A 12,518-nucleotide genomic window follows, 5' to 3' on the forward strand; every position below is an offset into this window, starting at 1 on the left:
ACCCGCAGTGTGTTGACGGTCGCCGCGCGCCTCGCGCCGCGGCGGCCAAGGAAACGAGGAGTAGTCCGTGGGTAGTGGCAACGCTATTCGAGGCAGTCGCGTCGGCGCCGGCCCGATGGGAGAGGCCGAGCGTGGTGAGGCGGCCCCGCGCGTCTGGGTGAGCTTCTACTGCGCGAACCGGCATGAGTCCCGGCCGAGTTTCGCGACCGATGTCGCGGTTCCCGACCAGTGGGACTGCCCCCGGTGCGGGTTCCCCGCCGGTAAGGACCCGGAGAACCCGCCGGCGCCGCCGCGCAACGAGCCGTACAAGACGCATCTCGCCTACGTGAAGGAGCGGCGCAGCGACGCCGACGGCGAGGCCATCCTCGAGGAGGCGCTGGCCAAGCTGCGCGCCGAGCGCGCCGCGATCCAGGCGGCGATGCAGCGCGCCCGCAACTAGCTCCGCGCATCGCAGCAGCGATCGGCCCGGTCCCCGCCACGGCGGGCGCCGGGCCGATCGCGTTGCACCTCCCGATCATCGGCTGCGCGGTCCGTTAGGATGTGGATCGCGACTGGCGCATGAGGTGGAGTTCACCACCGGGGAGCGAAGAGATCTGGCACCGCGCGCCTGGGTGCTGGGAGCCGAGCCTGTAATGGAGGCCCCATGCACCAGCCACCGCTGTCCCATCTCTCTGCCGCCGACCCCGATCTGGCCGGGCTGATCGAGGCCGAGGCACGCCGGCAGCACGACAAGGTCCGCCTCATCGCCTCGGAGAACTACGTCTCGCCCGCCGTGCTGGAGGCGACCGGCTCCGTCCTCACCAACAAGTACTCCGAGGGCTATCCCGGCAAGCGCTACTACGAGGGCCAGCAGGTCGTCGACCCCATCGAGGAGCTGGCCAAGGCGCGGGCCCGCGAGCTGTTCGGCGCCGCCCACGCCAACGTCCAGCCGTACTCCGGCTCGCCCGCCAACCTGGCCGTGCACCTGGCGTTCCTGAACCCTGGGGACACGTTCCTGTCGCTGGAGCTGGCCCACGGTGGGCACCTCACCCACGGGTCGCCCGTCTCGATCACCGGCAAGTGGCTGCGGCCGGTGCACTACGGCGTGGGCCGCGAGACCGGCCGGGTCGACATGGACCAGGTGCGCGACCTCGCCCGTGCGGAACGCCCGAAGGTCATCTTCTGCGGCGGCACCGCGATCCCGCGGACGATCGACTTCCCGGCGTTCGCCGAGGTCGCCCGTGAGGTCGGCGCCGTCCTCGTCGCGGACATCGCGCACATCGCCGGGCTCGTCGCGGGCGGCGCGCACCCGTCCCCGGTCGGGTACGCCGACGTCATCACCACGACGACGCACAAGACCCTTCGCGGTCCGCGCGGCGCCATGATCTTGACGACCGAGGAGCACGCCACCGCGATCGACAAGGCGATCTTCCCCGGCCTGCAGGGCGGCCCGCACAACCACACGACCGCCGCGATCGCGGTCGCGCTGAAGGAGGCCGCGCAGGAGGACTTCAAGACGTACGCCCGTCAGATCGTGGCGAACGCCCGGGCGCTGGCCGCCGCGCTGACCGCGCGCGGGTTCGACCTGGTCTCCGGTGGCACCGACAACCACCTCATCCTCATCGACCTGACCAACAAGGACATCGCCGGCAAGCCGGCGGCCAAGGCGCTCGACCGCGCGGGCATCGAGCTGAACTTCAACACGGTGCCCTTCGACCCGCGCAAGCCGTGGAGCCCGTCGGGCATCCGCCTGGGCACGGCCGCGATCACGACCCGCGGCCTGACCGAGGAGCACATGGCGTTCGTCGCGGCGTCGATCGACCAGGCGATCGCGGCCGCCGACGACGAGGCGACCCTCGACAAGATCGCCGGGGAGATCCGCGAGCTGCTGGCGGGCTTCCCGATGCCCGGCTGGGCCGCGACGCCTTGACCCGCCCCTGCGTGAGGAAGGACCCGGCAGCCGACGGAATGCCGGGTCCTTTCTTTTTGCCGCGGAGGTGCTGATCCGGTGGAAACGACCACGTAGCGGCCCCGTAACAGTGATGCGGGAGGCTTTCCGCGTTCAGTCGCCGAAGGGGATGACATGCCGCTGCTCCGCGTACGCACCGAGATCGACGACCGGCCGGGCCGGCTCGCCGTCCTGACCGCCGCCCTGGCGGCGCAGGGCGCGAACATCCTCGACCTGTCCGTCCAGGTCGACGCGGACGGCGTGGTGGACGAGTTCGTCGTGGACGTGCCCACCGGAGTCACCGCGGAGGCGCTCACCGCGGCCGTCGCGGCCGCGTCGGGTCGCCGGACCAGCGTCGTTCCGGCGACCCCGCAGGAACTGATCGACGAGCCGAGCCGTGCCCTCTCCCTCGCCGTACGGCTGCGGTCGAACCCGCGTGCTCTGCCGGAGATCCTCGCCGAACTGCTCCGCGCCGACAGCGCGGAGTGGGCGGCCGGCCCCGCCGCCCTCGGCGACCACCCGGATCCGTCGGCGGTCACCATCGCCGCGGGACACCACGGGGTCCTCCTGCGCCGCGACGGGCTGCCGTTCACGCTCACCGAGATCGCCCGCGCCAACGCGCTCGTCCGCTCGCTCCTCCCGTCCCACGGCCCGGCCCCGACCCGGCAGCGGCTGGTCCTCGGGGACGGCACCGAGATCACCGTACGGCCGCTGACGCCGCTCGACGCGGAGGAGGTACGGGATCTGCACGCCCGGTGTTCGCCGGAGAGCCGCCGGCGGCGCTACTTCAGCGCGCGCCACGACATTCCCGAGCGGCTCCTGCGGGTCTTCTGCGACCGGGCGCACGGCCTCACCATGGCCGCCGAGGGCCCCGACGGGTCGATCCTCGCGCTCGCCCACCTGATGTACACCCTCGACCCGGGAGTCGGTGAACTCGCGTTCCTCGTCGAGGACGGGTGGCAGGGCAGAGGCATCGGGTCGGCACTGGCGCGTCATCTGGTCGCCGTCGCCGACGAGCGGGGGCTGGCCGAGGTCCGCGCCACGATGCTCGCCGGCAACTCCCGCATGCGCGGCCTCCTCGGCGGTCTCGGCGCACGGTTCCGCGCGTCGGACGACCCGCGGCTGCTCGAAGCGCGGCTCGCCCTCGGCCCCGCCCGTACGGACGACCCGCAGCCGGTCGTGGTCCGGGACCGTGCGCAGGGCCCGCGGCCGGTCGTGGTCCGGGACCGTGCGCAGGGCCCGCGGCCGGTCGTGGTCGGGAACCGTGCGGAGGGCTCGCGGCCGGTCGTGGTCCGGGATCGTGCGGAGGGCTCGCGGCCGGTCCGGGTGCGATCGGTGGGGTGAGGCGGCGGCTATCGTCGTAGGGAGCCCGCGAAGGAGGTGCCCGATGACGATGCCGCCCGTTCCACCGGAGTTCCCCGGCGACCCGGCCCGCCCATCAGGGCCGTCGGTGCCGTCGGTGCCGTCCTGGCCGAGGCCGCCGTTCCCGCCCGGCGGGCCGTCGCCACCGGGCGGGTCGTCCGCACCGGATGAGGCCGACCCGCTCCGTGACCGGCTGCTGGAGCACCGGATCATCCTGGCCACCGGGCACTTGGACGGCGCGCGCGCCTCGGAGCTGTGCGCGCGACTCGTGACGCTCGACGCCGCGGGGGAGGAGCCGGTCCGGCTCCACCTGCAGACCCCGGACGGTGAACTCGAGGCGGCCTTCGCCGCCGCGGACACCGTGGGCGCGCTCTCCTGCCCGGTCCACGTCGTCGTCATCGGCCAGGTCGGCGGGCCACCGCTCGCCGTGCTGACCGCCGGGCGACGGCGTGAGATGACGCCCCACGCGGTGCTGCGGCTGGCCGAGCCGCGAGCGAGCCTTCCGGCCGGCGGGGCCTCGGCCGTCGCGGCGCGGGAGGAGGAGCACCGGCGCCTCGTCGACGCCTTCTACGACCGGATCGCCGAGACGACCGGCCGCGCGGTCGGCGAGATCCGCGCGGACGCGCGCGAGGACCGTCTCCTCACCGCCGACGAGGCGGTCGCCTACGGCCTGGTCGACGCCGTCGTGGCCCGGCCGTAGGCACTCGCCCTCCACGCCCGGTCTCAGGCCTCGGCCGGGGCGCGGGAGTCGCCCACGGCCGTCCAGGTCCCGTTCCGGCCCGCGCTGCGCGTGACGGCGTCGAGGACCTCCTGGACCTGCAGGCCGTCGGCGAAGGACGGCGACGGGTCGGTCTCCGTGCCGATCGCCTCGAGGAAGTCCTTCGCTTGATGCGTGAACGTGTGCTCGTACCCGAGCAGATGCCCGGTCGGCCACCAGGCGCCGGCGTACGGATGGACGGGCTCGGTGACCAGGATCCGCCGGAATCCGGCGGTCTCGGAGTCCTCGGTGCCGTCGTAGAAGTACAGCTCGTTCATCGACTCGAGGTCGAACGCCAGGCTGCCCGCCGATCCGTTGATCTCCAGGCGGAGCGCGTTCCGCCGTCCGTTCGCGAAGCGGGTGGCCTCGAACGACGCGAGCGCCCCGCCCGACATGCGGCCGATGAAGAGCGCCGCGTCGTCGACGGTGACCCGGCCGCGGCCGCGGTCGCCGGCCGGGGCGGCACCGAGGCCGGCGGAGGCGTCCGCCAGGGGGCGCTCCTCGACGAAGGTCCCCATCAGCGCGGAGACGCCGAGGATCTGCTCCCCGGTGACGAACTGGGCGGCGTCGATGATGTGCGCCCCGATGTCGCCGAGCGCCCCCGAGCCGGCCTTGTCCTTGTCGAGCCGCCAGACGAGGGGGAACTCCGGATCGACGATCCAGTCCTGCAGGTACTGCGCGCGGACGTGCCGGATCGTGCCCAGCCTGCCGTCGGCGACGAGCTTGCGGGCGAGGGTGAGCGCGGGCACCCGGCGGTAGCTGAAGCCGACCATCGAGCGCACGCCGTCAGTCCGGGCGCGCTCGGCCGCCTCCGCCATCGCCACGGCCTCCTCGACCGTGTTGGCGAGCGGCTTCTCGCAGAGCACGTGCTTGCCGGCCTCGAGGGCCGCGATGGCGATCTCGGCGTGCGTGTCGCCCGGCGTGCAGATGTCGATGATGTCCACGTCGTCGCGTCGGATCAGCTCACGCCAGTCCGTCTCCGCGGAACGCCAGCCGAGCCGGTCGGCGGCCGCGACGGCCCGCTCGCGCGAGCGGCCGGCGAGCGCGACCATCGCGGGGACGCGGGGGAGGTCGAAGAAGGCGCTGACGCTTCGCCAGGCGTGTGAGTGGGCCCGTCCCATGAAGGCGTGGCCGACCATGCCGACGCCGAGCGTCGTCCGTTTTCCATCCGTCATGGCCATATTGTCCCGTTCTGCGGGTGCAGCCGCGTCGTCCGCCGATTGCGGAATCACTGATCGCCGACGCACCGTGCCGTCGTTGTGGCCTGCTCGGCGTCGACGTTGCCGGGCGGGTGACCGATTCGCCGGTCTTGGGACGTCACAGGCGGCGTCACAGTGGCCGTCGACAGGAGGGCGCAGTCGGCGCATTTGCCGCCGCCGGGGACGCGGTAGTACAGGCAGCAGCTACGGCGGCGGAAGCCGTACGGGCCGAGGTCGCCGGCCGCCCTGAGCGGCGGCGTCGCCAGGAGTTCCCCGACCAGCCGGGACGCCGCGGCCGAACGCTCCGGGCGGGCCAGGGCGAGGACGGTGAGCGCGCCCGCGAGGGCGGAGGCCGCGTTGCCCCACAGCAGGCCCTCCGCGACCGGCGTCACCGCGCGGACGGCGCGCACCAGCGGGACCAGGTGGCCGTCCACGATGACCCGCCGCAGCGCGGCCGCGTCCGCGGCGGAGGCCGGCGCGCCCGGTGCCGCCAGCAGGACCGGGCCGGGGGAGGCGGCGCGCCAGTACGTCGAGGCCGGGTCCAGCTCCGGAACGCGACCGTGAAGGACGGCGGTCGCCAGAGCGGGAGACCACAGGCGGCCCGCGACGCCCTGGAACAGCAGGGACGCCGCCACCCGCTCCTCGGCCGTGCCCAGGCGCACGCGCACGGTCGCGATCTGGTCGGGCAGCGCCGGGCCGTACAGCGCGGTCAGCGGCCGCCACAGCGGATGGTCTGCGATGCCGGGGTCGGTGCCGACGGCGAAGTACGGCCCGACCCGGGCCACGTCGGCCAGGGCGTCGTCCATCGTCACGTCTTCGGGGCGCTTCATCGCCGCCGAGCCTGCCGGGCACGCCCCGCCCGGTCAAACCACGCCGCTCCCCGCGTCTGGGAGCATGGGGATGTGATCTACGACCATCCATGGGTGTACGAGCTGGCCTGTTCGTTCCGTGACGTGCGCGCCGAGGTCGACGTGCTGCGGCGCTGGGCCGGTGACGCGCGTAACGTCCTCGAACTCGCGGCGGGGCCGGCCGAGCACGCACGGGAGTTCGCCCGCCGGGGCGTGGCGGCGACCGCCCTCGACCTCAGCCCGGCGATGTGCGCCTACGCCCGGGAGCGGGGGAGCGGGCTGCCGCTGGAGGTCGTGGAGGGCGACATGACCGACTTCCGGCTCGGACGCCGCTTCGACCTCGTCATCACCATGCTGGACTCGACGGCGCACCTGATGACCCTGGACGCCTTCGTCGCGTACCTGCGCTGCGTCGCCGCTCACCTCGCCGACGACGGGCTGGCGGTGATCGAGATGAGCCATCCGGCCGACCGGCTCAGCGAGACGCCCCGCGTCTCCGGGGCGTGGGCGGTGGAGAAGGACGGCGTCAGCGCCCGCGTGCGCTGGGGCGAGCCGTCGGACGAGATGGACCCGATCACGCAGATCGTGCACGACCACGTCACGATCGCGATCGACGGCGGGGACGTGATCCAGGGCGTGGTGCCCTATCGGTTCTGGACCGCGACAGAGTTGGACGCGGCCCTCCGCCTCGCCGGAGGACTGACGGTGGAGGCGCAGTTCGGCGACTTCGACCCGGGCGTGCCGCTGAACTCCTCCGAGGCCTGGCGCATGCTCACGCTGCTGCGCAGGGCACCGGGCGCGGGGTCCTCATCCGGCTGAGCACCGGAAGAGGACCCCTGCCCGTGATCACGGCGAGGCGATGCGGCCCAGCCCGGGCGGCAGCTTTCCCGCGGCCGTCCGGTCGAGCAGGAACAGCGTGCGCTGCCGACCGCGAGCGCCCGCGCCGGGGACCTGGACGGGCCCGGCGTCGGACAGCGCGAGGTGGACGGCGCCGGCCTTCGACTCGCCCGCCGCGATGACCCAGACCTCACGGGCCGTGTGGATCGCGGGCAGCGTCAGGCTGATACGGGTCGGCGGCGGCTTGGGCGCGCCGTGCACGGCGACGACCGGGCGCTCCTCCTCGTACAGCGCGGGCATGCCGGGGAACAGCGAGGCCACGTGGGAGTCCGGGCCCAGGCCGAGCATCAGCACGTCGAACGACGGGACGACCCCGTGGTCCTCCGGCCGGGTCGCCGCCCGCAGCTCGGCGGCGTACTGCTCGGCCGCGTCCTCCGGGCTCAGGCCCGAGTCCGAGGAGGGCATGGGGTGGATCCGCTTCGGATCGATGTCGACGTGGTCGAGGAGGGCCTTGCGGGCGCCCGTCTCGTTGCGCTCCTCGTGCCCCGTGGGCAGGTAGCGCTCGTCGCCCCACCAGACGTCCAGGTGACCCCAGTCGATCGCGTCCCGCGCCGGGGCCGCCGCGAGCTCTTCCAGCACGGCGGTGCCGACACCGCCGCCGGTGAGGACGAGGTGCGCCCCTCCGGTGGCGGCCTGGGCGTCGACCAGGCGGGTCACCAAGCGGGCGGCGACGGCCTTGGCCAGCAGCGACTGGTCGTGGTGGACCAGTACGGACGGGGCGGTCACGACTTCTTGCCCCTGCCGCCGCGCGGGGCCTTGGCCGGCGCGGCCGCGGCCTCGGTGGTCTTGCCGGCCGCACCGCCGCCCTTGGCCGCACCGCCGCCGGCCTCGGCCTCGCCGCCGGCCTCCTCGGCCTCGGGCGTGGTCTGGGCGGGCCCGTCGAGACCCTTGGCGAACCGCAGGACGGCGTCGCGGTACACCTCGTCCGGGTCGAGGCGGCGCAGCTCCTCCGCCAGCAGCTCGGACGTCGGCCGGCGGTGCAGCGCGACCTGGCGGTCCGGCTGCTCGGGACGCGACAGCGTCGCCACGCGGCCGTCGGGGCGCGTGATGGCGATGTCGCCGACCGTGGTGGTGAGGCGGACCCCGGTGATGCCCGGCCCGTGCGACTCGGTGACCGTGCACGGCACCGCGAGGCGGTCCGACAGCCACGCGGCGAGCAGCGCGGCGCTCGGGTTGTGCGGGTCGGCCTCGACCCGGGCCCCGGTGATGTCGTCGTGCGGCTGGTCGAGCGTCGCGGCCAGCAGCGTGCGCCACCCGGTGATGCGGGTCCAGGCGAAGTCGGTGTCGCCCGGTTCGTACGCCTCGGCCAGCTTCTTCAGCGTACCGAGGGGGTCGCTGCCGCCCCGCGCGTCGGTGACGCGACGCTGGGCCAGCGCGCCGAGCGCCTCTTCGGCGGGCTTGTCCGGGGCGATGCCCGGCCACCAGGCCACGACGGGCGTGTCGGGCACGAGCAGGGGCAGCACCACCGAGTCGGCGTGCTCGATCAGCTGGCCGTACAGCCGCAGCACCACGGTCTCGCCCGGGCCGGTCTCACCGACCCGGACCTCCGCGTCCAGCCGGGACTCCCCGTGCGGGCTGCGGCCGATGACGACGATGATCCGGCAGGGATGCTCACGGGCGGCCTCGGTCGAGGCGCGCACGGCGTCGTACTGGGACGCCTCCTCGGTCAGGACGACGAGGGTGAGGACCTTGCCGGTGGCGGGGCCGCCCATCCGGTGCCGCGCCGCGCTGAGCGCGTCCAGGACCTTCCGGGTCGTGGTGTTGGTGAGGTCGATGTTCATCTCAGAGTCGCCTCCACGCCCGGCCGTCGCGGGCCATCATCTCGTCCGCAGCCTTCGGTCCCCAGCTGCCCGCCTTGTACAGCTCGGGCTTGCCGTGCTTGTCCCAGTACTCCTCGATCGGGTCGAGGATCTCCCAGGACAGCTCGACCTCCTCCTGCCGGGGGAACAGCGGCGGGTCGCCGATCAGCACGTCGAGCAGCAGGCGTTCGTACGCCTCGGGGGAGGACTCGGTGAACGATTCGCCGTAGTCGAAGTCCATGTTGACGTCCCGGACCTCCATGGAGGTGCCGGGGACCTTCGACCCGAAGCGCATGGTGACGCCCTCGTCCGGCTGCACGCGGATGACCAGGGCGTTCTGGCCGAGCTCCTCGGTGTCGGTCGCGGCGAACGGCAGGTGCGGGGCGCGCTGGAACACCAGGGCGACCTCGGTGGCGCGCCGCGCCAGCCGCTTGCCGGTCCGCAGGTAGAACGGCACGCCCGCCCAGCGGCGCGTGTCGACGTCCACCCGGACGGCGGCGTACGTGTCGGTACGGGAGTTCGGCGGGATGCCCTCCTCCTCGTGGTAGCCGCGCACCTTGACGCCGCCCTGCCAGCCGGCGGAGTACTGCCCGCGCACGGTGTTGGCGCCCAGGTCCTTGGGCAGGCGCACGGCGGACAGGACCTTGGCCTTCTCCGCGCGCACGGACTCGGCCGCGAACGACACCGGCTCCTCCATGGCGGTCAGCGCCAGGAGCTGCAGCAGGTGGTTCTGGATCACGTCACGGGCGGTGCCGACGCCGTCGAAGTAGCCGGCGCGGCCGCCGATGCCGATGTCCTCGGCCATCGTGATCTGCACGTGGTCGACGTAGGAGCGGTTCCAGATCGGCTCGAACAGGTTGTTGGCGAAGCGCAGCGCCAGGATGTTCTGCACCGTCTCCTTGCCGAGGTAGTGGTCGATCCGGAAGATCGACTCCTCGGGGAAGACCTCGTGCAGGATGGCGTTCAGCTCCTGCGCGCTGGCCAGGTCGTGGCCGAACGGCTTCTCGATCACCACGCGGCGCCAGGAGCCCTCCGACGGCTGCGACAGGCCGCTGGCCTGCAGCTGCTGGACGACCTCCTGGAAGAACTTCGGCGGGATCGACAGGTAGAACGCGTAGTTGCCGCCGGTGCCGCGCTGCTCGTCCAGCTCCTTGACGGCCATCGCCAGCGCCTCGAACGCGCCGGGGTCGTCGAACGTGCCGGGGACGAAGTGAATGCCCTCGGCGAGCTGGTTCCAGACGTCCTCGCGGAACGGCGTACGGGCGTGCTCCTTCACCGCGTCATGCGCGAGCTGCCGGAAGTCCTGGTGCTCCCAGTCGCGGCGGGCGAAGCCGACCAGGGAGAAGCCCGGTGGCAGCAGGCCGCGGTTGGCCAGGTCATAGATGGCGGGCAGCAGCTTCTTGCGGGACAGATCACCGGTGACGCCGAACAGCACGAGCACACACGGCCCGGCCACTCGCGGCAGCCGCTTGTCCCTGGGGTCGCGGAGGGGGTTCAGCGGCTGTGGGCCCGTGTTCATCGCATGTCTCCGTTCCCGTGGGCTTCATGTGTCCCAGTGGGCCATCTCATGCCCAAGGTTCCCCGTCCTTCCTAGTGGCGCGCCGGACGGCGCTCCGGCCGGGCGGCGGGCCGCTCGGCGTACGTATTCTCTCTCGCTTCGAGACCGGTCATCCGCGTCGGTGACGAGACGACGGCCACCTTCGGTAACCGGCGTACGGTGCGCGATCTTCCCATCACCGGAGGATTCACACGGTCCGTATTCGGCTCCTCGCCTGCTTCATTCTCCGCCGGAGGCCCGGTGAACCGAAATGACGCGATGCTTCGATCGTTCCAGAAGACGCCGGGAAGCAGCCGATGGACCCGCGTACCCCGATAGATCCCAGGATCGCACGCCGGGGTCCGCCTCAGTCGCCGAGGGCGCTCTCCAGCCGGGCGAGACCCGCGGCGCGGTCCCGCAGGTGCAGCCGTACGGCCGTGCGGCCACGGGAGCGCAGCGCCCGCAGGTCGCCGAACGCCTGGGCGAGCTGCAGCGCCGACAGGCCGTACGGCCGGCCGGGCACGGGCACGTCCTCGTCCGCCGCGCCGGTGAGCTGCAGGACGACGGTCCCGGGAGGACCGTCCATGTGCGCCTGGCCGGTGGAGTGCAGCACCCGCGGACCCCATCCGAAGGCGACCGGGGCCGTGCGCAGCCGCCGGGCGAGCAGCGGCCGCAGGCGCTCGGCCGCCGCGTCCGCGACCCGGTCCAGGTGGGCGGCGACCGCGAGATGGCCCCGCTCGGGAACCGCGCGGAGCACCGCGTCGAGGGCGCCGCGCAGGTCCTTGACCCCGTGGAACAGCTCGGCCGGGCCGTGCACCTCGACGTCGCCGTCCACCAGCGCGGGCTCCCCGGCGACCGGTGTGGGGGCCGTGCCGTCCCCCGTGCCGCGGAGCAGCGCCGCTACGGCGGTATGGGTCTCCCGGAGCGCCGGCTCGTCGAACGGATCGACGCCGATCACCCGGGCCGCCACCGCGACGGCGAACTGCCACAGCGCGAGCTGAGCGCCGAGTGGCCCGGCGACCGCCAGCCCGGTGTCCGGTGCGGTGCCGCCGGAACGGCCGCCCAGGATCAGCGGCAGCCGATCGCCGGCCGCCTCGGCGCCCGGCGCGGCCGGATCCTCGAGGACGACCGGCACGAGACCCTTGCCGTCCTTCCCCGTCACCGCCGCGACCAGCTGCTCGACCCAGCCACCGAGCCCGGGAAGCTCCCCATCGCCTTCCGCGATGATCAGCTTGTCCCTGCCGTGGGTCGCGGCCGCGCCAAGCGCGGCGCCCAGGGCCAGGCCCGCGTTGTCGTACGGCAGCCGGAGCGCGGGGAGGACCGCGGCGGCCTCCTGCAGCAGCCGTTCCACGTCCACGCCGCACAGCGCGGCCGGGAGGAGCCCGGCCGCCGACAGCGCACCGAACCGGTCGTTCATCTCCGGATCGGACGGGACCACCCGGTAGCCGAGCTCTTTGGCCGTCGCCTCCAGCGGCGAACCCGGGTCCGTGACCACGACGATCCGCTCGGCCGGGCCGGCGCCCGCGGCCCGGAACGCGTGCTCGAAGATCCGGCGCAGCGCGTCGGCCTCGATCGAACGGCCGCTCGCGTCCGGCACGACCAGGCCCGTGCGATCCGGCCGGTCGTCCAGCACGCGGCGTGCCTCCTGCGGGTCGGCGCCGTCGAGAACGGTCAGGTCCGCGCCGTGCGCCCGTGCGACGATCTCGGCGGCGCGCACCGCACCGCCCGTGCCCACCAGCACGACGCGGTCCAGACCCGCGAAACGACGGGCCGCCTCGGACAGTTCGGGAAGCAGGCGGCGGGACGTCTCCGGCGCGTTCACCCACCCGAGCCGCCCGGCCGCCCGGCCCGCCGCGTCGGGCCCCCAGAGGCCGGCGTTCCCGGCCATCAGCGCCGCCGGCACCCCGTCGTACGTGAGGCGGTCCAGCGCCTCCTCGGTGGGCGCGACGGCGTCGCCTCGTATGGTCACGGACAGCTGTCCGGCGGTCACTCGCAAGGTCACGGCGTCTCCCGGCCCCGATCCTTCCGCCACGTCCGCGCGGTGCCGCCGCCCGGGAGCCACCGGGCGGGTCGCGCGCACCGCCGGTCGTGACGTGTCCTGGTCGCTCCTTCGCGTCGGGCGATACCCGGCCCGGCGCGTGTCACTCACGGCACGGCGGTGAACGCGAAAGTGCCCGGCCGGTCACCCGCCG

General features: G+C 73.7%; 11 protein-coding genes and 1 riboswitch. Of the genes, 5 read left to right on the forward strand and 6 right to left on the reverse strand.

The features are described from left to right. Positions 1–67: 67 nt before the first annotated feature. From NE235_RS19330 to NE235_RS19345, 4 genes are all read left to right on the forward strand, one after another. On the forward strand, positions 68–439 hold the full coding sequence (locus tag NE235_RS19330; protein ID WP_308206111.1) for an RNA polymerase-binding protein RbpA: 372 nt from the start codon (positions 68–70) through the stop codon (positions 437–439). A gap of 98 nt (positions 440–537) precedes the next feature. Continuing rightward, a riboswitch (ZMP/ZTP riboswitch) is annotated at positions 538–620 on the forward strand. A gap of 23 nt (positions 621–643) precedes the next feature. Continuing rightward, on the forward strand, positions 644–1,909 hold the full coding sequence (locus NE235_RS19335; protein ID WP_252804887.1) for a serine hydroxymethyltransferase: 1,266 nt from the start codon (positions 644–646) through the stop codon (positions 1,907–1,909). 153 nt (positions 1,910–2,062) lie between these two features. Next, positions 2,063–3,271, forward strand: coding sequence for a GNAT family N-acetyltransferase (locus NE235_RS19340; protein WP_252804889.1), 1,209 nt, complete (start codon positions 2,063–2,065; stop codon positions 3,269–3,271). 43 nt (positions 3,272–3,314) lie between these two features. Next, the gene (locus NE235_RS19345) at positions 3,315–3,989 is read left to right on the forward strand and encodes a ClpP family protease (protein WP_252804891.1); all 675 of its coding nucleotides are present in this window, start codon (positions 3,315–3,317) and stop codon (positions 3,987–3,989) included. Positions 3,990–4,012: 23 nt separating this feature from the next. Here NE235_RS19345 and NE235_RS19350 read toward each other — a convergent pair whose 3' ends face one another. Together NE235_RS19350 and NE235_RS19355 are read right to left on the reverse strand one after the other, a co-directional pair. Then, positions 4,013–5,221 (reverse strand): Gfo/Idh/MocA family protein, encoded by a 1,209-nt coding sequence (locus tag NE235_RS19350; RefSeq protein WP_252804892.1) that lies wholly within the window; start codon positions 5,219–5,221, stop codon positions 4,013–4,015. A 53-nt stretch (positions 5,222–5,274) separates the two neighbouring features. Beyond that, the gene (locus tag NE235_RS19355) at positions 5,275–6,075 is read right to left on the reverse strand and encodes a (2Fe-2S)-binding protein (protein ID WP_252804894.1); all 801 of its coding nucleotides are present in this window, start codon (positions 6,073–6,075) and stop codon (positions 5,275–5,277) included. Between the two features lie 72 nt (positions 6,076–6,147). Here NE235_RS19355 and NE235_RS19360 point away from each other — a divergent pair, with 72 nt between their 5' ends. Next, positions 6,148–6,912 (forward strand): class I SAM-dependent methyltransferase, encoded by a 765-nt coding sequence (locus tag NE235_RS19360; RefSeq protein WP_252804895.1) that lies wholly within the window; start codon positions 6,148–6,150, stop codon positions 6,910–6,912. Positions 6,913–6,939: 27 nt separating this feature from the next. Here the strand turns inward: NE235_RS19360 and pgl are convergent, their stop codons facing one another. The 4 genes from pgl to NE235_RS19380 form a co-directional block, all read right to left on the reverse strand. Continuing rightward, the gene (gene pgl / locus NE235_RS19365) at positions 6,940–7,716 is read right to left on the reverse strand and encodes a 6-phosphogluconolactonase (RefSeq protein WP_252804897.1); all 777 of its coding nucleotides are present in this window, start codon (positions 7,714–7,716) and stop codon (positions 6,940–6,942) included. Next, complete coding sequence (locus tag NE235_RS19370; protein ID WP_252804899.1) at positions 7,713–8,771, reverse strand: glucose-6-phosphate dehydrogenase assembly protein OpcA; 1,059 nt, start codon at positions 8,769–8,771, stop codon at positions 7,713–7,715. Before NE235_RS19370 ends, pgl begins: the two co-directional genes overlap by 4 nt. A gap of 1 nt (position 8,772) precedes the next feature. Continuing rightward, positions 8,773–10,308 (reverse strand): glucose-6-phosphate dehydrogenase, encoded by a 1,536-nt coding sequence (gene zwf / locus NE235_RS19375; RefSeq protein ID WP_252804901.1) that lies wholly within the window; start codon positions 10,306–10,308, stop codon positions 8,773–8,775. A gap of 385 nt (positions 10,309–10,693) precedes the next feature. Further along, complete coding sequence (locus NE235_RS19380; protein WP_252804903.1) at positions 10,694–12,328, reverse strand: glucose-6-phosphate isomerase; 1,635 nt, start codon at positions 12,326–12,328, stop codon at positions 10,694–10,696. Between the last annotated feature and the right edge of the window lie 190 nt (positions 12,329–12,518).

The sequence above is a fragment of the Actinoallomurus spadix genome, from assembly GCF_024055725.1.
Lineage (GTDB): Bacteria > Actinomycetota > Actinomycetes > Streptosporangiales > Streptosporangiaceae > Actinoallomurus > Actinoallomurus spadix.